Raw genomic sequence first — 25,574 nt, 5'->3', positions numbered from 1 at the left:
TTTTTAAAATTTATTTATTAAAATTTTATACATTATATGTTATACTTAATAATTAGATAGTCAGTAGTCGGCAATCTAATTAACCTGTAAGCCCTAGCCTTGCACCTAGCTAAGGCTTTTGGCTATTCATCAAGTACTATGTGATATACATCCACTATAATTATTTTTATCTATTCCTCATGATTTTGAATATCTATTATTGTAATATACTGTTTCCATCGTCATCTACCGTAAGGACTACTGGAAGCAACGCTCAGGAAGATGAAAGATTACTTTCATCTTGGAACTGAAAAGCTCCACCTCTAAGCCCTAGTGTAGGTAGCGAGTAGTACACAAATTTAAAATTGAAATATTATTGTTCCGACTATACTAGATGTATCAATATATCCCAGACCATTTCGACTATCTTTACTGTGGTAACGGTTATCCCCCATTACAAATAATTTATTTGGAGGTACTTCTCTTTCTTCAAAGTTAGCAAGATATTTAGATTTATTACTTAAATCTTTATAAATATAGTTTTCTTTTTTTTCCTTTCCATTAATATACAGAATATCATTTTCCATTTTTACTTTATCTTTTGGCAACCCAATTATCCTTTTCACATAATACTTAGGATCATTAGTTTTTTTTATAATAACAATTTCTCCATGACGTAATGGAAAAATTGCTGAACCTGCTCTATTAACTAGGATATATTCTTCGTTTTGTAAAGTAGGATACATAGATTTCCCTTCTATTTTACATAATAAAAAGTTTAAACTTATTATCACAAACATCACTGTAATCAATAAAAACAATGTTATATTACGCCAGTATTTTAGGTTCTTTTGCTTCATGTTTTTCCATTCCTTATTGATTATTTTCATGAAAAACGCCTCTACAAAATATTAATGTAGGGGCGTTTATATGCATTTACTAGTAGCATTCAAATGATTTGTTTATGATGAAACGTTATTTCCTTGATTATTTTTTAAAGCGAAATATGCATCTAAAATATCTTTACCAATCATTGAATTAATTCCGCCTTTATCATCATTTACCCATGGTACAACAACAGAGAATGCGACTTCTGGATTATCATATGGGGCATATCCTGCTAAAGTTAAATTGTAACAAGGAATACGATTCCCTTCTGAATCTCTACCAATTGGATCCTCGCCTCCATAAACTGTTTGTGCTGTTCCTGTTTTACCAGCTGGTTTATACGGCGCATTTTTGAATGTTTTTACACCAGTACCATCACCCTCTTGGAACACTTGCCTAAAGCCTTCTTGTATTCGGTCGATATATTCCTTCTTCATATCTACTCTGTTCAGCACAATTGGATCCATAGCTTGCACAACTTTACCAATATCTTCCTTCTTCATTGTCTGCTCCCGAATTTCGCTTACAATCTGTGGTTTCATTCGATACCCACCATTTGCAATGGTAGAAACATACTGTGCAAGTTGCAAAGGCGTATATGTATCAAACTGACCAATAGCTAGATCTAGTAAGAAACCTGGCTGATAATTTTGTTTTACTTTTTGTCCCAACGCTTCATTTGGTAAATCAATTCCAGTCGAAACTCCTAATCCAAATTGTCCAAAATAATATCTCATCTTATCAAAGGTAGCCGCTTTAATATCCAACGAACTGTTAGGTACATAATTGATGCCTGCAATTTTTAAAGCTGTATTAAACATGTATACGTTAGATGAAACCTGTAATGCCCTTACATCATCAATAGTTCCAAAGTCTTTCCAAGATTTCTTAGCTTTTGCTGTTCCTTTAAATTTCATTGGAGCATCAAAAAAATATGTTCCTGGTGTTATTGCACCTGTCTCATATCCTGTTAAAAGTGTTGCTCCTTTTACAGTGGATCCAAGCTCGTAAGTGCTTGTCATTGTACCTAAAGCATAATCTTCTACTTCTATATTCCCATCTTTTTTGACTAATTTTTTCCCTGCCATAGATAAAAGCTGTCCTGTTTTTGGATCCATCATAACAACAAATGCCCGGTCTAATAACCGTTCTGAACCTTTAAAAGCTTTTAAATGCTTTTCAATAATTTCTTCTACCTGTTTCTGTAATTTCATGTCTATTGTTAACGTTAAATTGTTTCCGCTTTTCCCTTTAGAAACGGTTTCCGTTCGAATAATGTTACCATCTTTATCAGTAATATTTTTAACTTCTGCTTTTGTTCCATGTAATACATCTTCATATCTTTGTTCAATATAACTTTTTCCTACGCGATCATTACGGCTGTAACCACGTACCATATAAAAGTCTAAGTGTTCTTTTGGCAGCCCTTCTTCAGAACTTGTTATATTACCTAATATCGAACGAAATAAATCACCATTTACATAATTACGTTCCCATTCAACTGTTGTATCTACACCTGGGTATCTAGCCAAATTTTCACTGATAATGGTGTATTCTTTCTCAGGCACATTTTTCATTATAATTTGAGGTGTCATTGAGTAGCCCGAACTCATTTTACTTTTAATAGCTAATACGTTTAAATCTTTTGGTGTTAATTCATTTAGTTCTTCACCTGTGATGCGTTCTCGTCTTAATTGCTCTATTTTTTTGTCAAGCTCTTTCCCTTCAATATTTTTGGCACGAAATTTTGCCTCATCTTGCTTCGTAATCTTTTTTTGAGCCTTTCCCTTATTTAACTGTACCCAAAAATCCTTTTTATCTGTTTCGGTTAACTTATTTATGTCTGCTTCTGGCATTACAAGTACATTTGCTAGATCTCTAGCTGTTTTTAGTATTCCTTCTGAATTTACACCCTTCATCCTTGTATATGTAATGGTACGAATAGCATTGTTGTTAACAACTTTTTCCCCTTCTCGATCAAAAATTTGACCACGTGGAACGGGAATGCTGATTGTGGAATCCCCTTGTTTCTCCGCTAGATTCTTATAACTCTCTCCCTCAACGATTTGTACTTTTCCCAGCTGAATAATAATAGCTGAAAATAGTAAAAATACGCAGAAAAACAATATATTCAACCTAAAGGGAATCTTACTTTTCTTAGTATTTTTTTTCTGTTTTTTCTTCATTTCATTCTCCTCTTAAATACAATATATTAAAATAATACATTTATAAATGTAATTAAAAATAATAAGTTTATTAAAGTTCTAATAAAAAATCATCAACTAATTATTATATTTTACGATTACCGATAATACAACTTTAAATACTCAAGTAAACTTATTAATATGTTATTAAAATGAACTTGGGGGACTTTTTGGAAGCGATTAACATTATTATCAATCAAGTAAAATAAAAAATAAAATTGCAATACCTAGATAAAATATTCATATTAATTTCCCTTTAGCGTAAAAAATCCCATCTTTTTTGTATTAAGCTTACAAGATGCCTAGATAAACTCATTTCTTAATTATACAAATGAAAATTTCCCTGTCAAACAAAATTAAAGAACACCTTCTCTAGTTAGAATCTTTAGAGATACCTTTAATGGCAAAAGACACTTATATCCATCATCATTCTGATTATTATTAAATTGGCGCCAACGATCACCAGGTAATGAAAGCATAGTAAGTACAATTTTTATTCCTTGTGATTGCGCTGCATCTAAGTCTGCTTTTAATTTCACAACATCCTCTTTTACTAATCCTTGATAGTTATCTGCATTACCTATAAGAAAATCTTTTCCTGAATTATCAGGTTTATCTTCAAACAAGAAATCTTTATTTTTTGCCCATTTATCAAGTGCTAGTCGAACATATTCAATATTAGCTTCCTTCGCACTTTTATAATTCTCAAGTAAAGAAGTACTATTCATAAAATTATTCTTTATTCTCTTCCATCATAGTCTTTGGAGTTAGTATAGTCATATGGACACAACTTAGTTAAGTCCTTACAATGGATTTTAAGGAGGAAGTGTCCGTATGGCAAACAAGAAATTTAATGAAGAATTTAAAAAGATGGTTGTTGAATTATATCATTCAGGCCGATCTGTGAAAGAACTAAGCAGCGAGTATGGTGTATCAGAAGTAACGATTTATAAATGGATAAAAAAATATTCTCCTATCACAACGATTGATGAGGAAGAAATGACGCTAGAAGACCTGAAACGAATGCAGAAAGAAATGCTTCGTCTGAAGGAGGAAAATGAGATTTTAAAAAAGGCTATGGCTATATTCGCGAAAAAATAAAAGATACAGACTTACATCGATTCATCGATTGTCAAAAAGATATACACTCTATTCATATGATGTGTCAAGCCCTTGGAATAGCGAGAAGTTCGTATTACCAATCTCAGCACAAAACAGAGTCAAAGCCTAGTCATGAAAATAAAGAATTAACCCAAAAAATTATACAAATTCATCAAAATAGTGGAAAGCGTTACGGTGCTCCAAAGATTTTATTATTTATCTTTTATCAATTTTACTTTTTGATAAATTAATTTTTTTGTTGATACATCATTACTACTTATATTAATATGTTTTTATTATTATATTTAAAAAATACGTATTTAATAAAAACAATAAGATTATTCTTGAGTAATAGGAGGTTTTATTATCAAAGGTAAACATCGTAAGATTGCCCTCACAATATTAGGATTCTATTCAATTTTAATTCTATATTTTATGTTTCTTGGTTTTGATAGGTTGGGATTAAAATATATTAATTATGAATACCAATATCAGCTAATTCCGACTAGTATTCCTTTAGGATTACCAAATATGACAGGCGAAGAAGACTTTAACCTATGGGTTTTTAATTTTGGAAATTTAACTGCGTTCATACCTTTTGGAGTACTGATTCCTTTGTCATACCGCTGTAGCTTCATTAGATTCATTACCTCATTTTGTATTTCTATCCTTATACTTGAAGTTTTACAAATGCTAACTTTTCTTGGAGGCTTTGACATTGATGATGTAATTGTGAATGCAATGGGTGCTACAATAGGATTTTTTTCATATAAAATAGGATTTCGTTCAAATACTATTTTAAAAAAACTTATTATTACTTGTGTGACAGCAGCTATCCTTACTTTAGGATTAGTGGTTACTGTAGGTGAAATTAACAAATCATTAGAAAAGCAACAACAATCTCTCAAAAACGGAACAATGATAGGACTAGATCAGCTGACAGAAACTAATGGATATACACCGAATGATAACAATTTCCGTAGCTTTGAAATTGCTCATAAAAAAATTGCACCTAAATTAAACATGTATAGTAGTAACAGAACTACTTTCCAGCAATTTAAATACTTGTTAAAGGGTAAATATGTAAAAATTTCAGGCTATCTTGGTATCCCAGATGATGCTAGCAAGCGTTCCGGAAAGATAATTATTTCTGTGGATGGAAAAGATGTACAAACAGTTCAATTTTCTGAAGAAAACATATCTACATCAAAAATCTCCTTTGAAATAGAGTTGGATAAAGCAAATGAACTTTGTATCAAGTTTATTGATACCGATGTATTACTATGGGATGTTACACTTACAGAATGGGAAAAATAATCCGCTAGTTTAGATATTGGCGGATTATTTTTCATCTGTATATATTTAACAGAAAATACAAGTCTTCTAATTAAGATATATATCGAACTCATAAATAATCTTAGAAGTGGATTGTTCATCCAGCAGTTCACAGCAGCATATATTTATTAATATAATGCTAACCCTAATTATAAGCAAAGGGAGAAGAATACGTATCACTCTTCTCCCTTTGCTTATGTTTAAGAACCTAATATTAATATTATAAAATGCCAAAGCAGGAATCTAATATATGCTTTTATGTTTTTTTGTGACTTTTTATGGTTCATTTGTGAACTACTCGCCACCTACGTTAGTCCTATCTATCAGCGGGATCGAAAGTACACCATAGATGGTTATCGAGTGTGATTCCTGTTTCTTTATAAACAACATTTGTAAAAAAGTTAATAAAAGAACATAGCAAATTTGAACATCAGTTTGTTAAGTGAAAAAACATAGGCTGTAATAGTAACAGCCTCGTTGGTATGGTTTGAATCACTATCTATTCCATGTTTAGCTAGTTTTTCTAATTTATAATGTTGAATATTCACTTTAATTTTGCAACCCCCTCAATATGATACTACTTGATAGATAAATAGGTCGAGAGAAGGGAGAACGTGAATTTATGAAAAAGAACATAAAAATTTTAGCTATGGCAGTTGGTCTAACAGTTATGGGATCAACTGCAGCTACTTACGCAAGCGCTGATACAGGTTGGCAGGAAATTAACGGCGCATGGTACTACTTCAATGGCAGTGGCGCAATGCAAACAGGCTCGATTCAAGATAACGGTAAAAAGTACTACTTCGAAAGTAACGGTGTTCGGAATCCAAATGCTGTAAATACAAATAATATTTCACAACCTGATGCAAAACTATTAGACGCATTTCAAAAAGAAATAAAGTTAGAAAAAAGCAAACTGCACCTTAGATATCATTTTATAATTATTAAAATTTATTCGAGAAGAAATCGAATTAACAAAAAAGAATCTCTTATTCCTGTGGGATTCTTTTTTAGTTTACTCACACAAATGATCTGCACATCAATTCACTTTTCATATACAGGCCATTTATTTGTATGATAATTCTTATAAATAATTGCTAAATAATAAACTTACATAAATGTTTTTAAAAGTTCTTGAACTAACAGAAAGTATTTTTACAAAACAGTATATATATTTTTTTATATTTAAAAAACAACAATTTCTTTTAGAAATACTTCAAAAATAGTATTTCTCACCTTTTGGTAAAGAAAATAATCTCAAAGGAAAAGTTTTCTGGATTAATTTTTAGATTTGAGAAGTTATATTTTTTCTACCTATAACGTCTTCTGGTAATTGGAGTTATGTTTAATACGATTGCTGGTTTCTTCTTTTAAAGAAAGAATATTGTTTCATTCATACTTTTTAAATGTGAAGCAGGTTGATTACATATTAACTATATTGAGAAATTATTCTATTATGTATATAATGTTTTATGAATTTATATCCGTTTTAGGAGTTAAGTGATACACCCTGCAGTGTAAAAAAAGTCTAAATGTGTACATGATAGCCTTTAATCTACTAAACAACTAATGTTAGAGCATTTTTTAAATGGAATATAATAAGGCTACTAGAGGAAGGTATTATGAATCAAAATAATGTATATCCATTTAACCAACAGGTTCGGCATCAACAACTAATACAAAGTAGAAATATAAAAGCAGCTAGAAGGAAAAAAGCATTAATTATATGTGTATCAATAATTTTTATTTTGGTATTATTTTTAAATTACTTTGGAAAAATTTCAATAATATCTGTAACTGGAAATGAAATAATTTCAAAAGCAGAAATTATAAGTCTATCCAATTTAAGCGACAAAGATAATTATTGGAATTTACATGAAGAAGATATAAAAAAAAGAATACAGAAAAATAATCTGATTAAAGAAGTCAATATTTCAAAGAGATTTCCAAGTCGAGTTACTATTAATGTTAAAGAAAATAGTACTGTTGCATATATGATTAAAGATAATGGGTATTATCTTCTACTTGAAAATGGTGCCATATTGGATAAAGTTGCAAATAATGAAATCTCCAAAAGTGTACCTGTAATAAAACAATTTACTAGAAATGATGAAAAACAACTTAGAAAACTTATTTCGGAGTTAAATAAATTACCGAGCGAAATACAAAATACAATATCTGAGATTAATTTTTTGCCAACTAAGAATGATAAGTTCCATATATTTTTATATGCAAAAGATGGGTTTACAGTGAGCACTTCAATCACTGATTTGTCTAAAAAAATGGAACTATATCCAGTCATAACTAAAAATTTAAATTCTAAACAATACCCTGTAATTCACTTAGAAGATTCTATATTTGCAAATGACAAATTATAAGTATTGAAATTACATTCGCTATTATAGGAAAATTGAACTCCTCCCACCTTCACTTTGTTTAGAGGAGGAGTCTTCTTGGTTAAAATGATATCTAAATATTTATTTATGTAGAATTACATTACATATTAATATATTATAATTATTATGTTATACTCCAATAGACGTCTGACTTTTTATACTAAGTTACAGCAGCTACTAAGCCTTTATCGAATAGATAACGGCTTTTATATATTTTATTATAAATAATAAATTTAAAAAGGTAAGTATTATGACACTTTAGAATTGACATGAAATGGAGAGAATAGTTATATGTATCCCAAATTTTTTAACAAAATGGCTTTTTCAAAAGAACATAAAGATTTACTGATTCAATTATATAATAAAGAAATTACACGAAGTGAATACAATAAATTATTGAACTCTTTATATGAACCAACACCTAAAACCATTAGTGATACGACTAAAAATAAAATTTTGTCTGTTTAATCTACACACTATCTTTGATATCATAGAAAAATCAATATTTTATAATTAAAGAAGTAAATTCTATAGTATTCTTAAATGTACAAACAAATTAATATCAAAGTCCGCGTAAATAAAAAAGTAGGGTAATAATCCCTACTTTTTCTTACATCTATCCACCAATTAGGACACCATTATCTTTAAATGTATACCACGTACCATCAATGAAATGTTCGCCTATTGCCATAGCACCGTTAGATTGTAAATAGTATCAATTTCCATTATCTTGTAACTAGTCTGTTTGCATTGCACCATCTGCATTCATGTAGTACCATACACCCTTAACTTCTATCCATCCTGTTGTCATAACATCAAGAAAGTAATACCAATTTCCATTATAACTAAGCCCATTCTCATTCATATAATTAAGTACGTCTAGTTTATACTGCATGGAATAAGATGTATAGAGTTTTCTAAATGCGTGTATGCCATGATATTCAGCTTGTTTAATCCACATTCGAACGACTTCATAATTCGCCCCAAATGCTTTCGCAACATCTTGTATACTTTCATTCCCACTTTGATAACGTATTACCGCATTCATTTTCTGTTCTGAAGTAAATTTAGTCATAAAAATGAACTGCACCCCAATTGTTAGACAAAAAAAGCTAACTATTGGGGTGTTTCTTTATGTCAAAATACACAACTGAGTTCAAATTAATGATAGTTGAACATTATTTACAAACGAATTGTAGTAAAAAAAGCCTCGCTAGGAAATTCAAGGTTTCTCGAAGTGATGTCCAAAAGTGGATTGCTTTATATGAAAATCAAGGTGAGGCAGGCTTGGTTTCTACCTATACAAACTATACTGAAGAGTTTAAACTAGACGTACTAAACTTTATGATTGAAACGGGTACTTCACTTATAGAAACGGCTGCGGTATTTAATATTCCGGTACCTTCAACTATTTTTAGATGGAAGAAACTTCTAGAAAAACAAGGAATACGAGCCCTTCAATCAAAAAAACGGGGGCGTCCAAAGATAAAAAAAGAAACAAAGAAATAACAGCCAGTAGAAGGATCACAAGAAGCATTGTTAGCGGAAATAGAGCGTTTACGTATGGAGAATGCATATTTAAAAAAGTTGAACGCCTTAGTTCAAGAGGAGAGAAAATCTCAGAACGTCAAAAAGCGCAAGTAATTTATGAATTAAGGCATGATTTTAAGGTAAGTAACTTAGTAAAAATAGCTGAGATTGCGCGTAGTACGTATTACTACTGGGTGAAACAATTCACTCGCCCTGACAAATACAAAGAAATAAAAGAAATCATTAAACAGATTTTCAATGAACATAAAGGAAGATATGGCTATCGACGTATCACGTTAGAGTTAAAAAATCGAAGTTACTCAATCAATCATAAAACGTTGCGTCGTTTAATGATTGAGCTAGGTTTAAAATGTCTTGTCCGTATGAAGAAGTATCGTTCTTATCGTGGAAATGTTGGAAGAATTTCTCCAAATGTTCTTCAACGGGATTTTAAGGCTTCTAAGCCTAATGAGAAATGGGTTACGGATGTGACAGAATTTCATTTATTCGGAAAGAAGCTCTATTTATCGCCAGTTTTAGATCTCTTTAACGGTGAAGTCATTGCTTATAATATAGAAACACGACCCATATTTCCACTCGTTACAAAGATGTTAGATCAAGCATTTGAGCGTTTAAACGAAGGTGATGCCCCTATCCTTCATTCGGATCAAGGGTGGCAATATCAAATGACTCGATACCAGCACTTACTTAAAGAACATCAAATTACGCAGAGTATGTCTCGTAAGGGTAACTGTTTAGATAACGCAGTCATTGAAAATTTCTTTGGCTTATTAAAATCCGAATTACTTTATCTACAAGAGTTCGAAAACATGGAACATTTTACTTTGGAATTAGAAAAATATATTTACTATTACAATCACAAACGTATTAAGGCAAAACTAAAAGGATTGAGCCCTGTACAATACAGGATCCAATCCTTATTAGCTGCTTAGAATATTTGTCTAACTTTTTGGGGTCACTTCAATTTTAACTAAAAAGTCACTACGCTCCAGCCAAACAGGAATGAATAGATATAGTGCATACGCAATAACCATCCAAATTGTGAAAGATAAAATTTGCTGTGATGAAAGTGTTGGAAAAATGCTAGAAGAATAATAGAGAAGGAAAGTATCTAAAAACAATCCGATTCCGGTGCCGAAAATTCCTAATTTTATGAGAGCATGTCGCGATGAATCTATTTTTCGATACAACCACATTACGATGTATAAAGATAATGCCGTACCGATTTCTAGAAGAAGGAGCCTATTCATAAATGAAGGTGCGGATATTTCTACTAAAACAGCTGCTCCAAATACGTAAAAAAATGTTGACGCTGCAAACCATATACCTACAGACAACAAAATAGTAATCCACAATTTATTCTTCACTATTTTCTTTCCCTCCCTGCAAGGGTATTACCTTTTCTATAAACAGCTCCAATTCACTGTACATTTCTGCCGCACTAAACGCTGGATTAAATAGTGCTTGCAATGCTAATCCATCAATTAATGCATTACACATAACACTCCAAGTTTTATTTGAGATTCCTTCAATTTGTGATTCTCCCCATATTTGTTGTAGTCCTCTTTGTAATTCTTGATTTTCATAGTTTAACAGTTCACCAATCTTCTCTTTCATCGCTTCATTTTGCAATCCACTTGCTACTAATTGAAAGAACAAATGATGGTACATAGAATCTTGTGTGCATCTACTTTTAGCGGAATGTAACGCGTTTTCTACATGAAACTCCTCTCCTATCTGTTCCCATGATGACTTACAAAACACCTCTGTTACCTCAAGTAACAGTTGTTCTTTCGTTTTAAAATGATAATAAACAGTCCCTTGTGTAACATAAGCTCTTTCAGCAACTGCTTTTAGCGTCAGTTTTGTCATACCTTGTTCGGCAATCAATTCTTTTGCAACGTGTAACAACCTTTGTTTATTTACAACATTAGGTTTTGCCACTTTATATCCTCCTTTTCTAAGTTAGTTAGATAACTAACTTAGATTATACAGAAAAATCAGAAATAAAAAAAGGAAGAAAAGCCTAAAATTAACTTTTCTTCCTTTTATTTTTACCTTTATGGGACTGCATTGTTACGGAGTCGCAAAGTGTGTAATATATTTGTGGGGTTGCTTTGTTGACAAGCATTGTAAAAGTAATCAAACCGATGATAAAGAAAATAAACAATGTAAACAGAATGAAACCTATTGTTAAAAAAATCATAACACCACCCCTATTATATTCATGATATTACACTTTTCGATATAATATGTGAGGAATCCTTGTTATAAAAACAAACGTAAGAAAATAATCACAATCACCCCAGTTAACACTGTTCCTAATAAGCTACGTGTATAGATAGCAACAAAGAATGTCGGAATTGCTGCAATTATATAATCCCATTGCATCGTTTTATTCATAAAGAGCACTTCAGCAAGAAGTGCTGCGAGTATTGCAATTGGTATATAGCTTAACCATTTTAAACCCCAATCTGAAATCTGTATTTTACTAAATACAATGAGCGGTAATAGGCGCGGAATTAAAGTAACTACACCTGCTCCAATTAAGAGTAATAACACATCTATTCTTACTTCCATTTTTCAATCACCACCCCTATTGTTGCTGCTGTAAGTGTTGCAATTATGACCGCTACGCTTGCCGGAACGAAAAAATGTATGCTATATGCGATTACCATTGCTACAATCGCAACACTGAGATGAATTGCTAATTTTGGATGACTACTCATTAACTGCAGCACAAATAATCCAATAAACATAGCTGGTAGTGCATAATCCATACCATACGTATGAGGATTTGGTATCCACTCGCCAAAAATACCACCGATGACATTTGCAATGATCCAGTTTAAATATGCTGTTACATTTAAACCAAGCATCCATCTCTCGCTTAAATATTTCTTTTTTGAAGCTTGCTGAACAGCAAGACCAAATGTTTCATCTGTAATTTGCGAACCGATTATCATATTTTTCAAGAAAGGTACTTTCATTAAATATGGGGCGAGTGCAGCACTCATTAACAGATGACGTAAATTGACAAAAAATACGGTGAAAATAATTGCAGAAGTAGGTGCTCCAGCCGCAAACATACCAGCGAGTATAAATTGTGAAGAACCAGCATAAATCAAAGTAGACATTAACGCTATTTCTGCTAACGAAAACCCTGCTGTTTTTTCAATTACACCAGCTGCGATACCAATACTTAAATACCCTAGTACAGTTGGTAAACAATCTTTCACTCCTTGCTGAAATGTTTCATTCTCGTTCATTGTCATCTGTACTTCAGCCCTTGCCATCACTCTTCCCCCTTCGTTTCTTGCATGAATCGTTTACCCGTTACAACATGAACTAAATCTGCATTCCCCCGCCATAATGCATCTAATTTATCAGAACCAAATTCCTGTGTAATTTCTTCAACCATAATGTCATGACGAACATATTCTGTTGCAACAAGCACTAGTGCTGGATCATATGTTGTAACAGCCCATGAGGTACCTTGGTCTGAGAAGTTAGCAATCAGTACTTCTTTTCCATCACGGGCAATTACCGTTAAGTGACCTCCCATTCGCTCCTTTACAACATCTGGCGTCATATAATTATGGTGAAACGTCGTTCCTATTTTTGTCTCTGGTGCGCCAAAAAGAATAGAAAATATATGTACCCCTTCCTGCTCTTTTCTCTGAATCAATGACTCTATTTCAGTCACTTGCTGTTCCCATACAGAAATCCACAATTCCTCTTCGGCTCGCTCAATAATATTACTAATTTCTTTTATAATGCGTTCATCCGTACGAATATGGGAGATAACATCTACTTGGCGTTCTTGCTCTAAACCATTTAACTTTTGATCAAGAAAATCAAATGACTTTTCAAAATCCTTTCTCATTCGGTCCATTAACTCTGTTGCCGATACGGGAACATACTTAACGGGTTCAGACGGTACTAAATGCACTGCCCCTTTATCCATCAATTTCCCAAGTACCTCATAAATCATAGAACGTGGTACACCCGTTTGTTTACTAATTTCATACCCCGTTGCTGGATAATGCTTTAATAATCCGATATATGCTTTACATTCATATTGAGAAAATCCTAGTTTCTGTAGTTCTTTCATGACTTCGTCCATTGCAATTCCTCACTTCACTATGACTCTATTATTTACGCTTCTTAAACAGCTCTTACTTCAAAACGACGGTTTTGTTTTCCTTTACTTTTTACTTTATCAATAACAAGGGAACCTATTTCATTTGTATGTTGGACATGTGTTCCCCCGCAAGCTTGCTCATCAATATCTTGAATGATTACAATACGAATTTCTTGGATAGTAGGTGGTAGAAGATTGATTGCTGTTTTAATCATTCCTGTGGAGTTCTCTGCTTCTTCACGGCTAATAAACCGAGTAGAAATTTCTTTATTTTGCTGGATCAATCGATTCGTCTCTATCTCAATTTCAGCAATTTGTTCCCTTGTTAACTCTTGTAATTCATTAAAGTCAATGCGCGCTTTGTCAGGATAAATTTGATTCCCTGTACATAATGCTCCGTATTTTTTATATACAACTGCACCAATAAGATGTAGTAAAGAATGATGACGCATTAAGTTATGACGGCGTTCCCAATCAATTTCTAACTGAACTGGCCCAACCTTGAGATGTGCCATATCCTTCACATAGTGAACAATTTCACCTTGCTCTTTCTTTACTTTTACAACTTCAAAAGTATGCTCCCCTTGTGTAAATACACCTGTATCGCATTCTTGGCCTCCGCCAGTTGGATAAAATATCGTTTCTTTTACAAATACCCTGTCTCCATCAACTCTTGTTACTTCTGTTTGACAGCTTTTTTTGTATGCATCATGTAAAAATAATGTCTCTGTCATGTCCCCACCCCTTTAGTAGTTATTGTTATACCTACTAATATAAAAAGAAAAAAATGGATAGTCAACAAAATTCTGAATTTTGTTTTAATTAATTTAAAAATAGGCTAACTTTAAACAAGATAACCTATTTCACTACTATATAAATCCATTTTGATTTTTCAACATAAAGTGAACCTTTAATCAGTGGGGGGCTTACTGCCTACGAATAGCGGGATAAAAATAATAGAGCTACTTCCTATCAGCTTCATAAAAACCAATAGAAAGTAACTCTCATTGTTTCATAGATATTATTTGTTCTTTTGTATCCATTTTGTCATGATAAAGTTTATTTTTCTCTAAATACTGTTTACACATATTCACAAAAGCTGGTAATGTTCGAATTTGATTAATATCAGAGCTCTCAATAAAACGATTCATTTGATTTGTCATTTCGTCCATACTAGAAATAAGCTCTTCTTTTTCATATCTCAATCTCTCATTTTCAGCACGAAGGTTTTGAAGCTCTTTCTGTATATCTTGTGTATTATCTTCTTTTATATGCCCAGCTGCCATGCTCGAAAGTTTATAAATTCCTTCCATAAATTGATATAGTTCTTGTTTCTTTCCCTCTACACCAATTGTTTCAAAATTATCGACAATCCCTGATAATATAGTAACCAGATTCTTCTCTGTCTTTTCACTTTGGACCACTATACTTTTTACTTCATTCTCCTTCTCATCAACATACTGTTCTGGCTCGTGTTTTTTCTTACGCCCCGGCTTACCCTTTTTTATATTTTCAAATGGAAGCTCTTGTTTTTTTAGTTTATAATACGTATTCTGCAGTTGACTTTCAGTTTTCGGAAATAATTGCAGATTCTCTTTACTAATTGCCTTAGAAGTATCTGAAATATTTAAATTGTAATGCTGACAAAATTGGTACGTAGCATATAAAAGTTCTAATTCAGATTTCAACCACATCATTTTGGATTGTTCGTATGCAAATAAACCGCCCACTTTTTCAATATCCCTTTGAAAGGTTACCATTTTATTATATAAGTCCATTAATTCTGTATACGTCACATGGAATTCTCTTTCTATTTTTCTACATTCCTCTTCCACTTTCTGAATATTTTCCATTCCATTCACAATATTTTTCAAAAGATCTAGTACATGAATTGCTGTCTGTTGGTACATTTTATATTCACTCCCACTCAGCATTTTTGCAATTTCAACTTCTTCTTTATCTTTTGTAAAAATAAAAAAATATTATAAAAATATTTTATAATATTTCCGAATTATTAGTCAAACAAGCGTAAAATTGACACATTCTATTTTTATATTAAGATTAGTTTATAGCAATATAAGGGGGATCCATATGGAACATAACATTTTAAAAGTCATTGCACTAGCAGAAAAATTAAAATATGAAATGAGGCATAGCTGGCTTTCAAATGGCCGTCAGGAAAGCGTCGCCGAACATACTTGGCGTATGTCGCTTATGGCTGTTTTGGTTCAGCCTTATTTAGATCAGAAAGTAAACATGGAAAAACTATTAAAAATGGTTATTATCCATGACCTTGTGGAAGCGGAAGCTGGTGATATTCCTGCTTTTGACACAATGAACAGCGAACAATTACAATTACAAAAACAAGAAAATGAACAGAAAGCCATTTTAAATATTAAACATACTTTAGAAGGGCCTCTTGGGGATGAACTGTATGATTTATGGATGGAATTTGAAGCAAAAGAAACGTACGAAGCGAAAGTGGCAAATGCTCTTGATAAACTAGAGGTTAAAATTCAGCATAATGAAGCCGACATCGATACGTGGCTTCCAATCGAACATAAAATGACATTCCAAGTTGCAAAACACACAGATTTTGATTCTTTCTTATCAAAACTACAAAAGATTATTGAACAAGAAGGCGAAAAGAAATTAATTGCTGCCGGCATTGATGTCGAGGCATGCAAACAGTAACAGCTCATCATTGATGAGCTGTTTTTTTTCATACTTTTGTATGAGATACCTCCACTCTTTTTGTCGATTAAACCTAAAAATATATAGATTACAATTTCAGATAAGAACTACATTTTAGTCAAAAGGAGGATTATTTTATGATTAAAGGTTTATATGAAGCACATCTGCCCGTTCGCAATCTAGACATATCCATACCATTCTATGAATTATTAGGTTTAAAACTATATAAAAAAGATGAAACTACCGCCTTCCTTTGGATTGTAGAAGAACAAAGTTGGTTAGGCCTTTGGGAAGGAGAAGAATATACAACTCCGTATCATCCGTCCCTGCGACATATTGCCTTCCAAGTAGATTTTCATCTTCTTCGTACATCTGTACAGTGGCTTCAAGAGAGGAATATTCAACCGGTACCATTTGATGATCGAAATACGTTTGAACCTTTCGTTCGTCCTAACCAAGGAAATGCTTCTGTTTATTTTAAAGACCCAGATCATAATAGTATTGAATTTATTAGTTTCGTTAAAGTTCCTGATGAATTAAAACATATTACAAAAAAAGACCTCAGCTTAAGCCAAAGTCTTTTCACATAATTATTTTTATTTCTAAAACACAGAAACGCTTCTTCTCCTTCTTAAATAAAAAGCAAATCCTCAACCTTCAGATTTGCTTTTCAAACTTTATCTTTTATTAAAACCTTTTTTACTCAAAAACTCCTTCATATGCATTCTTTTCTCTTTTGACATGAAAGCACTCATTGATCCTGTCCATGTTACATCCTTTTGATTTGTAGATCTTCCCTTATAATATTCATTAGTCGTACGATCATATTTCTCTAGTAATTCCTCATATTTATTTTCGTCATATACATTTTCATGTAAGATTGCTTCAACTGGTAAACGCGGTTTCACTGCATGACTCTCATCCGGCACTCCGACTGTCATTCCAAACACTGGATATACTTTATCTGGTAAATGAAGCAGTTCACTCACTTCTTCTGGATTGTTACGAATTCCTCCAATATAACAAATGCCGTATCCTAGTGACTCTGCAGCAAGCGCTAAGTTTTGAGCAAACAGTGATGCATCTACTGTGGCTACAATAAAGTCCTCTGCACCCTCATGTTTAATCTCTGTTCCGTGTTTCTCACATGCCTTTTCTAAGCGTTTTAAATCTGCACAACAAACAAAGAATGCCGCACAATCTTTTACATGGCGATTTCCAGATAGCTCTGCTAATTGTGCCTTTAATTTTTCATCTGTAACGTACATAACTGAATATGCCTGAACAAAATGTGATGATGCTGCATGCTGCGCTGCTTGTACCATTCTTTCTACTATATTCTTTGGAATTGGTTCTTGTTTATATTTTCGAACGGATGTGTGTTGCTCCATTTTATGTATCATTTCATTCATAATAATACCTCCTTTTTTCTTATTACTGAAAAATTAACATATTCTTTTCATTTATCACAACATTTATGCCCATCTAAAAATTTTTATATAATATGCTCTTTTTTCGTCTTAATCAAAGCATAACCCTTCAAACCTATACAAAAAGAGGACGAATTATTAACTATTCGTCCTCTTTCATTCTTAAAACACTCAGCCATTTAAGCTACTCTCAACACTCTAACACCTTTAATAATATTCCAAACGAAATAATAAATTCCTACAACTGCAAAGGTTACATATGTCACAACCATTCCGATTCCAACACTTGCTGATTCTCCAAAACTTAAACCGAATACACCCGAAAGTGCCAGACCACCAAATAAAATTGCATATGGGAATATGTGTGTCCACAATGCCTTTTTCGCATGATATTTCACATCATCTTCTGCAATAAAGTAGACGATAATTGGAAATAAAAATGGTGCGAAGAAAATACTAAAGTAACAAAGAGAAGATAAAATATTATTGCCTTTCATACGATTCACCTCTAAAGTTTCGTTGTTTTTGTTACCTTTATTATGTCATGCAACTACTTTAGAAACTATCGCTTTACCTTTCAACCAGCTTACATTTTTGTAAGATTCATCGCTATATGCGATTCATGAACCAATATTGAGTAATCGCAAAATATTCTCGAACATTAGACTGAATCATAATTGGCTTTGGCGTTTTTGCCGAAAGACCCTCTACCTTTAATCCTTGTTTTTCAGCAATTTTTTTGGACCTGAACATATGAAAGTCATTCGTAACAATAATCCCTTTTTTCTTATTTGCTGGAATAAGAGACTTTGAGAATTCAATATTTTCATTTGTATTTGTAGAACGATCTTCCATTATAATTCTTTGTTCTGCAATATTTTGCTTCATTAATCCTTTTTTCATAGCCAGCGCTTCCGAAATATCTTCACCTTTTCCTTTACCACCGGATACAATGACAATCGTTTGTTCATGTGCTTTTAAATATTCCGCCGCTTTATCAATGCGATATTGTAAAGAATAAGAAGGCTCCGTTCCTTTCACCTTTGCACCTAAAAGAATCATGTAATCTGCATCCTCTGGTGCTTTCATATGACCATGCTTATAAATGTTATATTGTAAAACACTCATATAACCTACTATGATCATAATTAAAATTAAGCTATACTTGATAATTTTTTTCTTCTTTAACATCTACACATACTCCTATTTTTCTCTATGTTCCCATCATAATATCCACTTGTTCATTTGTACATCTCAACTTTCCAATTATCCCTTGTTTATCCTCAAAAGGTAATGTTTATAATAAATATGGGAATATTGGATAACGTACACACAATTTTCAGCATGAATTTTATATAAGAGGTGCAGACATTGATTGCTTTTTTATGTAATGTAACATTCTTTTTTTTATTATTTATTATAGCGATTAAGCTATTAGGAAAATCAGCATTAGCACAGCTTACACCACATGATTTTGGTGCCATTATTTTTTTATCCTACCTAGCTTTTCAAGCTATACCAGTCGATGGCATATGGCAAGGTATTGTCGGTATGATTGTTATTACATGTCTTCACCTTTTCATTACGAAACTTAGTTTACTAAATAAACTCAATCGTTTTATCCTTGGTCAGCCAACGATTCTAATTAAACATGGAAATATCTTATTCGAGAACTTAAAGCAAAGCAGATATCCAATAGCAGAGTTACTTTCTAACCTTAGAGTAGCAGGATATCCTAGCGTAAATGAAATCGAATATGCGATTCTAGAAGCAAATGGCGCAATTAGCATTTTACCTAAAAGAGAGCTTGTTCCTCTTACTCCTAAAGATATACATATGAATGTGAAATATGCGGGTCTACCAATCGCCCTTATTGTTGATGCACATATCCAATATGATAATTTAAAATTAATCCATAAAAATGAGAAATGGCTCCGTAATGAGTTACTAAAAAAAGGAATTGAAGACATCAAAAACATTGCATTTGCTTCTGTTCAAGAAACAGATGGCTCTTTTACAATTAGCTTAAAAAATAAGAAATCCCCTTAGTTTATTAAGGGGATTTCTATCATATTACATGTTCTCTTTCTATATTCCGTACTGATACAGGATGAGAAACGCGATTCACCCCAAATACGATAATTGCTGTTAATAACTCTGCGGCTGGCATTACAAGCCAAATTCCGTTTACACCAAATAACTTTGGCATAATCCATAGTAATGGAATGATAAATAATAAACCACGGCTCAAAATAATAAAAACTGACTTCCTCGTTTGTCTTACTGACTGAAAATATTCTCCATACACGATGTTATAGCCTAAAAATACATATTGAATAAAGAAAAGACTAATTCCTGTTACAGTTAGCGTGAGTAATTCTGTCGACTGAACATCAAACAAACCGATAATATATTTCCCAAAGAATAACCCTATCACAATTGCTACACATCCAAGTGCAACAGCTGTTTTTACGGCAAATTGTAGTCCTTCTTTCAACCGTTCAGGTAAATTTGCTCCATAATGAAAGCTTGCAATTGGTTGCAAAGCTGCCCCAACACCAAAGAACAATAACAATGTCATGGAGTGAATACTATTAACCATTGCGTAAGATGCAACACCTAATTCCCCTGCATATTGAATAAAGGCTATATTAAATCCAATTGTTACAATGGCTACTGTTATTTCTGTTGTAAAGCTTGGAAAACCAATCACCATAATCTGTTTGACTGTCTCCCATTCAAAATGAAATTTAGTCCATTTTAAAATACTGCTCTTTCTAAAGAAATGGCTTAATAAAACTAGGAAACCAATTGCAGCTGATAGGATAGTCGCTGCCGCTGCCCCTGTTACACCCCAGCCAAATATAAAGATAAAAAGATAGTCAAATACGATATTTAATAATGCTGTTACAACGAGACCCGCCATTGCTAAATTTGGATTTCCATCGTTTCGTATAAATGTACTTAAAATATTTTCTAATACGTATATCATTCCAAATGTTAATAATACAGTTAGATAGTCTAATGCATACGGTAGAATTACTTCATTGGCTCCAAATAAATAGGCCAAATCTTCTATTCTCCATAAACAGGCGACCATTAAAGCACCAACAATTGCAACAGCTACTATCATAGACTGTGTAAAAATTGATCTTGCTCGCTCTATTTTATTTTCACCTAATGCAATGGAGTATAGTGTAGCCCCGCCCATTCCAATCCACAATGATATAGAGAAGAAAATGGAAAAAGCCGGGACAGCAACGTTTACTCCCGCTAAACCATCCGCTCCGACACCCCGGCTAATCATAACGGCATCGATTACAATATTCACCGACATTAATACCATTCCAAGAACTGCTGGTATTAAATACGATATAAATAAACTTTTTATTGGTTTCTCTCTTAATTTCTCAGTTGTCTCCATAACAAAATGCTCCTTTACAATTCTCTGTTCACATTTTAAACCTTCAAGTAACTTGAAGGTCAAGTGAGAATTAAAAATACATTTGTTATACAACCGCTTATTTTCTTTTGACTACTGGAATTTGGATCTCCGTTACTTGCTCTTTTGGATTTTCCGTCACTGACCAGTCAATTAAAGCAAGCTCAATTGCATCTCCTGACACTTCGTATCCTTTTTCTTCAATATTCATTAACAGTTTCTTATAAGTTTCATCCGTTTCTTCATACGACCCATGATGATAGGCGCAAGCAAACGTCCCCTCTTTAATGGCATCTGAAGTCTTCACCTGAAACGGCATATAATCAAGCAAAATAAAGACACGATTATATGCTTGGAATTCATTTTGAAACAATCCTTCTTTTGATACTGTTACACCAAGATCTCCTGAAAATAAACTATCATCTATTTGCTTCATATTTTTTTGAAGTGAATGTATATAATACTCAAACATATCGTCCGTTATTGTTGGTGCAATAGCTAGTGCCGTAATCTTTCTCTTTGGCAACTTTTTAAAGATTACATGATTCGCTTTTGAACCGGTAGCTTCTTTCATCATATCAATTTTGTGCTTCATTTTCGCCAATGCATATTCAATTTCTCTTTGTTTTTTCAACATCATTTCTTGTTGTTTTTCAAGCAAATTTAAAGCATAAGCTGGATTTCTTTCATCAATATATTTTTTTATTTCTTTTAGAGAAATATTTAACTGACGTAAAAACTTAATTGTATCTAAAAGTGAAAATTGATCGATTGTGTAGTATCGATAATTTGTTTGTGGATCAACAATTGATGGATGAAAAATCCCTTTTTCATCATAATAACGTAATGTTGATTCTGCAATATTGTGCATTTTTGCCATTTCTCCAATGGTAAAACGTTGATTAAATAACATATTTTCTATTTCCTTTCAATTTCTTTTATTCTTCATTATATAATCCTATATTCAGTATCCCAAATAAAAATGGATTCCCAAGTTTTTTCTTGAGAATCCATTTTTTATTTGGACAAAGTAAGCATAATATTCTTCTAGATACTCTCGCTACTTAACATATACGTAAGAGCATTTATTTTACACTTCAATTATGATAGGAAGAATCATTGGTTTTCTTTTTGTATGTGAGTATATAAATTGACCAAGTGTTTCTCTTATATCTCTTTTAAGAACGTTCCATTGACTAATGTTCTCTTTTTGTAAATTGGTAATGGTTGTTACAACTAATTGATTAATTCTCTTCAAGAAATCTTCCGAATCGCGAACATATACAAATCCACGAGAAATCGTGTCCGGACCAGAAATAATTTTCCCTTCTCGTTTACTAAGAGTGATAACTATAACAAGCATACCATCCTCAGAAAGTTGCTTACGATCACGTAAAAGAGCGTTTCCAACATCGCCAATACCTAGTCCATCTACATATATATTCCCTGCAGGTATTCGTCTAGATTGAAGAGCAATTTGATTGCTAATATCGACAACATCTCCATTACTAATAATATAAATGTTCTCTTTCTTAACACCAACGGACTCTGCTAATAGACTATGATGATGTAACATTCTAAATTCGCCATGAATAGGAATGAAATATTTAGGTTTCATTAAAGTAAGCATTAATTTTAATTCTTCTTGATAAGCATGACCAGAAACATGCATTCCTGTTGAACTTCCCGTTCCATAAATAACTTTTGCTCCTAATAGAAATAAATTATCTATAATTCGTGAAACATTTCGTTCATTTCCAGGTATAGGAGTGGCCGCTATAATGACAGTATCGTCAGGCAGGATATCTACCTGTCTGTAGTTTCCACTGGCTAAACGAGCTAAAGCAGCCATAGGCTCACCTTGACTTCCAGTACAGAGAATAGCTACTCTTTCTGGATCCATTCGATTAATTTCATCAGCTTCAATTAACGTTCCTTCAGGAATATCTAAATAACCTTGTTCCAGGGCAACAGACACTACATTTACCATGCTTCTTCCAAGTAAAGCAAGCTTCCTATTCGTTTTTAAACATGCATCTACGACTTGTTGTACACGATTAACGTTAGAAGCAAAGGTAGATATCACAACTTTTCTACGAGCTTTGATAAATGCCTCTTCAATACGCTCACCTACAGATCGTTCTGATGGACTAAATCCGGCACGTTCTGCATTCGTACTTTCAGAAAGTAGCGCTAAAACACCTTCATCCCCAATTTTGGCCATTTTATGAATATCCGGATATTGATTATTTATAGGTGTCAAATCAAATTTGAAATCACCCGTATGCACTACAATTCCTTCCGATGTATGAAAAGCAATACCAAGACAATCAGGAATGCTATGATTTGTTTTAAAAAAAGTAAGACGCATTGATTCAAATTCAATAACCGATTCAGAGTCAATCACAAACAATTGCGTTTGATCTTGAAGATTGTGTTCTTTTAATTTAATTCCAATTAAACCGAGCGTTAATTTGGTTGCATAAATTGGCATGTTCAATTGTTTTAATAAATACGGTATACCTCCAATATGATCTTCGTGTCCATGGGTAACAACTAGTCCTCGAATTTTATCCTTATTTTCTTGCAAGTATGTAATGTCAGGAATAATTAAATCGATTCCTAACAAACTTTCATCCGGAAACTTAGAACCACAATCAACTATCACAATATTGTTTGCGTATTGTATTGCATACATATTTTTCCCTATTTCATTTACTCCGCCTAAAGCAAAAATGGATAGGGTATTTTCTTTTGTGCCCAAAACCAATATCCTCCTTTTTTAAACCATTCTGGTATGATAAATCCACCTATCTAGGTGTCACCTACATATTATTATCTGTCATGAAAAGAACATCCATACTCATTAAGCTAAAGGACATGTAAAACAAAGGAGCTTAAAAAATTGAATATTAAATAAAGCAAAACTTCTACCATCAAGATTTCACTGCTTTACTCCATGAAAGTCTGCCAATTTAACATTGATTTTTTTAAAAATTTATTATATATTTATCACAGGTTCAAATTACAAGTTCAAAAGAACTTGCATAAAGACCTCTTGTTTAATGTGTTTTACATAGTATTGCATTAAGCAAATTCCGAGAAATCGTATGATACACACAAAAATGAAAAGGAGAGATGAGATGGAATTTTTCTTTCAAATTGCGTTAATTTTATTAAGTACAAAAATTGCTGGTGACATTAGCGTTAGACTAGGTCAACCTTCTGTACTCGGAAAATTAATCGTCGGTATTGTAATTGGTCCTGCCGTCTTAGGTTTGGTGAACAATTCAGATTTACTTACACATTTAAGTGAAGTTGGAGTTATTCTCCTTATGTTTATGGCCGGCTTAGAAACAGACTTAAAAGAACTAAATGAAAATCGTAATTCTTCGTTAGCAGTTGCTGTTGGTGGTATCGTTCTTCCATTTGTAGGTGGTTACGTTGCAGGTCTTGTAATGGGAATGGAACAAGCAAATGCGGTCTTTTTAGGATTACTTCTATGTGCAACAAGTGTTAGTATTTCTGTGCAAACACTGCGTGATTTAGGAAAAATGAAGACGCGTGAGAGTACAACGATGCTAGGCGCTGCTGTATTTGATGATATTCTAGTTGTTATTTTACTAGCCTTTGCTATGAGTTTCCTAGGATCAGCTGATGTAAGCTTAACTATAATCATCTTGAAAAAAGTTGTCTTCTTCGCAGCTATTATCTTAATTGGTTGGAAAGGCGTTCCAATGATTATGCGCTGGTTATCACCACTACGTGTATCAGAATCTATCATTAGTGCAGCTCTTATCATTTGTTTCGCTTTCGCATACTTTGGTGAAATACTAGGAATCGCTGGAATTATCGGTGCATTCGCAGCAGGTATTGCGATTTCTCAAACAGATTATAAACATGAAGTAGAAAAGAAAGTAGAACCAATTGCTTATGCAATGTTCGTTCCAATCTTCTTTGTAAGTATCGGTATGAACATTACGTTTGCAGGTATCGGAGATAAAGTATGGTTTATCTTAGCATTAACAATCATTGCTGTGTTAACAAAGCTAATTGGTTGCGGATTCGGAGCACGAATAACAGGATTTGATTTCCAATCATCTACAATCATTGGGTCTGGAATGGTTTCACGTGGTGAAGTTGCTCTTATCATTGCAGGACAGGGGCTTATTTCTGGACTACTAGCACAAGATTACTTTACAGCAATCGTAATCGTCGTGATTTTAACAACAATGATTACACCGCCAATGTTAAAATATTCTTTCGGTGTAAAAGATAAGCAATTAAAACAAAGTGCATAGTAACTATGTAGAGTACTAGTTTCATAATAAAAAACGAGATGATTCTCTTCAAAAGACAATCATCTCGTTTTTTTATTTATAAAGAAAATAGGAATATGCCTCTAAAAAA

The 25,574-nt window shown here is 32.7% G+C and carries 25 protein-coding genes and 4 pseudogenes; 10 read left to right on the top strand and 19 right to left on the bottom strand.

All coding sequences use genetic code 11. The features are described from left to right. Window positions 1-338: 338 nt before the first annotated feature. From lepB to J4P91_RS02515, 3 genes and pseudogenes are all read right to left on the bottom strand, one after another. Complete coding sequence (gene lepB, locus J4P91_RS02525) at window positions 339-869, bottom strand: signal peptidase I (protein ID WP_243763670.1); 531 nt, start codon at window positions 867-869, stop codon at window positions 339-341. 72 nt (window positions 870-941) lie between these two features. Further along, window positions 942-3,053 (bottom strand): peptidoglycan D,D-transpeptidase FtsI family protein, encoded by a 2,112-nt coding sequence (locus tag J4P91_RS02520; protein ID WP_207992812.1) that lies wholly within the window; start codon window positions 3,051-3,053, stop codon window positions 942-944. Between the two features lie 440 nt (window positions 3,054-3,493). Next, a pseudogene (locus J4P91_RS02515) lies at window positions 3,494-3,820 on the bottom strand (glycoside hydrolase family 5 protein); the annotation flags it as partial. An 85-nt stretch (window positions 3,821-3,905) separates the two neighbouring features. On the opposite strand from J4P91_RS02515, the pseudogene J4P91_RS02510 reads away from it, so the two are divergent. The 4 genes and pseudogenes from J4P91_RS02510 to J4P91_RS02495 form a co-directional block, all read left to right on the top strand. Beyond that, a pseudogene (locus J4P91_RS02510) lies at window positions 3,906-4,381 on the top strand (transposase); the annotation flags it as partial. Between the two features lie 226 nt (window positions 4,382-4,607). After that, entirely contained in the window at window positions 4,608-5,489 is an 882-nt protein-coding gene (locus tag J4P91_RS02505; protein WP_207992811.1) for a VanZ family protein, read from the top strand. Window positions 5,490-6,129: 640 nt separating this feature from the next. Beyond that, complete coding sequence (locus tag J4P91_RS29365; protein ID WP_279538532.1) at window positions 6,130-6,585, top strand: hypothetical protein; 456 nt, start codon at window positions 6,130-6,132, stop codon at window positions 6,583-6,585. Between the two features lie 544 nt (window positions 6,586-7,129). After that, entirely contained in the window at window positions 7,130-7,885 is a 756-nt protein-coding gene (locus J4P91_RS02495) for a cell division protein FtsQ/DivIB (protein WP_207992810.1), read from the top strand. 634 nt (window positions 7,886-8,519) lie between these two features. Here the strand turns inward: J4P91_RS02495 and J4P91_RS02490 are convergent. Then, a pseudogene (locus J4P91_RS02490) lies at window positions 8,520-8,765 on the bottom strand (hypothetical protein); the annotation flags it as partial. A 72-nt stretch (window positions 8,766-8,837) separates the two neighbouring features. After that, window positions 8,838-8,978: pseudogene (locus J4P91_RS29360) on the bottom strand (transposase); the annotation flags it as partial. A 59-nt stretch (window positions 8,979-9,037) separates the two neighbouring features. On the opposite strand from J4P91_RS29360, the gene J4P91_RS28720 reads away from it, so the two are divergent. Together J4P91_RS28720 and J4P91_RS02480 are read left to right on the top strand one after the other, a co-directional pair. Beyond that, complete coding sequence (locus J4P91_RS28720) at window positions 9,038-9,412, top strand: helix-turn-helix domain-containing protein (RefSeq protein ID WP_243763669.1); 375 nt, start codon at window positions 9,038-9,040, stop codon at window positions 9,410-9,412. Beyond that, window positions 9,322-10,386, top strand: a complete 1,065-nt coding sequence (locus J4P91_RS02480; RefSeq protein ID WP_243763668.1) for an IS3 family transposase — start codon at window positions 9,322-9,324, stop codon at window positions 10,384-10,386. The genes J4P91_RS28720 and J4P91_RS02480 overlap by 91 nt, the downstream gene beginning before the upstream one ends. A gap of 9 nt (window positions 10,387-10,395) precedes the next feature. Here J4P91_RS02480 and J4P91_RS02475 read toward each other — a convergent pair whose 3' ends face one another. The 8 genes from J4P91_RS02475 to J4P91_RS02440 form a co-directional block, all read right to left on the bottom strand. Next, on the bottom strand, window positions 10,396-10,821 hold the full coding sequence (locus J4P91_RS02475) for a DUF5367 family protein (protein ID WP_207992809.1): 426 nt from the start codon (window positions 10,819-10,821) through the stop codon (window positions 10,396-10,398). Next, a complete protein-coding gene (locus tag J4P91_RS02470) occupies window positions 10,811-11,398 on the bottom strand; it encodes a TetR/AcrR family transcriptional regulator (protein WP_207992808.1) in 588 nt (195 codons plus the stop codon). Before J4P91_RS02470 ends, J4P91_RS02475 begins: the two co-directional genes overlap by 11 nt. An 88-nt stretch (window positions 11,399-11,486) precedes the next feature. Then, complete coding sequence (locus J4P91_RS02465; RefSeq protein WP_207992807.1) at window positions 11,487-11,660, bottom strand: DUF3951 domain-containing protein; 174 nt, start codon at window positions 11,658-11,660, stop codon at window positions 11,487-11,489. A 62-nt stretch (window positions 11,661-11,722) separates the two neighbouring features. Next, a complete protein-coding gene (locus J4P91_RS02460; protein WP_207992806.1) occupies window positions 11,723-12,034 on the bottom strand; it encodes an AzlD domain-containing protein in 312 nt (103 codons plus the stop codon). Next, window positions 12,025-12,750: an AzlC family ABC transporter permease gene (locus J4P91_RS02455; protein WP_017152408.1), complete on the bottom strand. Its 726-nt coding sequence runs from the start codon at window positions 12,748-12,750 to the stop codon at window positions 12,025-12,027. The genes J4P91_RS02460 and J4P91_RS02455 overlap by 10 nt, the downstream gene beginning before the upstream one ends. Continuing rightward, window positions 12,750-13,580 carry a TrmB family transcriptional regulator gene (locus J4P91_RS02450; protein ID WP_207992805.1) on the bottom strand — a complete coding sequence of 277 codons (831 nt, stop codon included), beginning with the start codon at window positions 13,578-13,580 and terminating at the stop codon, window positions 12,750-12,752. The genes J4P91_RS02455 and J4P91_RS02450 overlap by 1 nt, the downstream gene beginning before the upstream one ends. A gap of 41 nt (window positions 13,581-13,621) precedes the next feature. Beyond that, complete coding sequence (locus tag J4P91_RS02445; RefSeq protein WP_207992803.1) at window positions 13,622-14,332, bottom strand: alanyl-tRNA editing protein; 711 nt, start codon at window positions 14,330-14,332, stop codon at window positions 13,622-13,624. Between the two features lie 270 nt (window positions 14,333-14,602). Continuing rightward, entirely contained in the window at window positions 14,603-15,508 is a 906-nt protein-coding gene (locus J4P91_RS02440) for a DNA-binding domain-containing protein (protein ID WP_207992801.1), read from the bottom strand. Window positions 15,509-15,689: 181 nt separating this feature from the next. Here J4P91_RS02440 and J4P91_RS02435 point away from each other — a divergent pair, with 181 nt between their 5' ends. Further along, window positions 15,690-16,292, top strand: coding sequence for an HD domain-containing protein (locus J4P91_RS02435; RefSeq protein ID WP_207992799.1), 603 nt, complete (start codon window positions 15,690-15,692; stop codon window positions 16,290-16,292). 137 nt (window positions 16,293-16,429) lie between these two features. Then, window positions 16,430-16,882 carry a VOC family protein gene (locus tag J4P91_RS02430; RefSeq protein ID WP_207992797.1) on the top strand — a complete coding sequence of 151 codons (453 nt, stop codon included), beginning with the start codon at window positions 16,430-16,432 and terminating at the stop codon, window positions 16,880-16,882. A gap of 87 nt (window positions 16,883-16,969) precedes the next feature. Here J4P91_RS02430 and nfsA read toward each other — a convergent pair whose 3' ends face one another. The 3 genes from nfsA to J4P91_RS02415 form a co-directional block, all read right to left on the bottom strand. Next, window positions 16,970-17,704 (bottom strand): oxygen-insensitive NADPH nitroreductase, encoded by a 735-nt coding sequence (gene nfsA / locus J4P91_RS02425; RefSeq protein ID WP_207992795.1) that lies wholly within the window; start codon window positions 17,702-17,704, stop codon window positions 16,970-16,972. 197 nt (window positions 17,705-17,901) lie between these two features. Then, complete coding sequence (locus tag J4P91_RS02420) at window positions 17,902-18,219, bottom strand: magnetosome magnetite crystal formation protein family (RefSeq protein ID WP_207992793.1); 318 nt, start codon at window positions 18,217-18,219, stop codon at window positions 17,902-17,904. A 112-nt stretch (window positions 18,220-18,331) separates the two neighbouring features. Then, window positions 18,332-18,913 carry a YdcF family protein gene (locus tag J4P91_RS02415; RefSeq protein ID WP_207992791.1) on the bottom strand — a complete coding sequence of 194 codons (582 nt, stop codon included), beginning with the start codon at window positions 18,911-18,913 and terminating at the stop codon, window positions 18,332-18,334. A 180-nt stretch (window positions 18,914-19,093) separates the two neighbouring features. On the opposite strand from J4P91_RS02415, the gene J4P91_RS02410 reads away from it, so the two are divergent. After that, window positions 19,094-19,771, top strand: coding sequence for a DUF421 domain-containing protein (locus J4P91_RS02410; protein ID WP_207992789.1), 678 nt, complete (start codon window positions 19,094-19,096; stop codon window positions 19,769-19,771). 19 nt (window positions 19,772-19,790) lie between these two features. Here J4P91_RS02410 and J4P91_RS02405 read toward each other — a convergent pair whose 3' ends face one another. The 3 genes from J4P91_RS02405 to J4P91_RS02395 all read right to left on the bottom strand — a co-directional run bounded on the left by J4P91_RS02405 (window position 19,791) and on the right by J4P91_RS02395 (window position 23,928). Further along, entirely contained in the window at window positions 19,791-21,146 is a 1,356-nt protein-coding gene (locus J4P91_RS02405) for an MATE family efflux transporter (protein ID WP_207992787.1), read from the bottom strand. Between the two features lie 97 nt (window positions 21,147-21,243). After that, window positions 21,244-22,077 (bottom strand): MerR family transcriptional regulator, encoded by an 834-nt coding sequence (locus J4P91_RS02400; protein ID WP_207992782.1) that lies wholly within the window; start codon window positions 22,075-22,077, stop codon window positions 21,244-21,246. Window positions 22,078-22,254: 177 nt separating this feature from the next. Further along, on the bottom strand, window positions 22,255-23,928 hold the full coding sequence (locus tag J4P91_RS02395) for a ribonuclease J (RefSeq protein ID WP_207992781.1): 1,674 nt from the start codon (window positions 23,926-23,928) through the stop codon (window positions 22,255-22,257). 379 nt (window positions 23,929-24,307) lie between these two features. On the opposite strand from J4P91_RS02395, the gene J4P91_RS02390 reads away from it, so the two are divergent. Further along, complete coding sequence (locus J4P91_RS02390; protein WP_207992780.1) at window positions 24,308-25,465, top strand: cation:proton antiporter; 1,158 nt, start codon at window positions 24,308-24,310, stop codon at window positions 25,463-25,465. The last annotated feature ends 109 nt before the right edge of the window (window positions 25,466-25,574 follow it).

Source organism: Bacillus sp. XF8 (assembly GCF_017498755.1).
In the GTDB taxonomy this organism is placed as follows: Bacteria; Bacillota; Bacilli; order Bacillales; family Bacillaceae_G; genus Bacillus_A; species Bacillus_A bingmayongensis.
The sequence above is the reverse complement of the archived record's forward strand: the minus strand, read 5'-3'. Positions and strand labels throughout refer to the sequence as shown.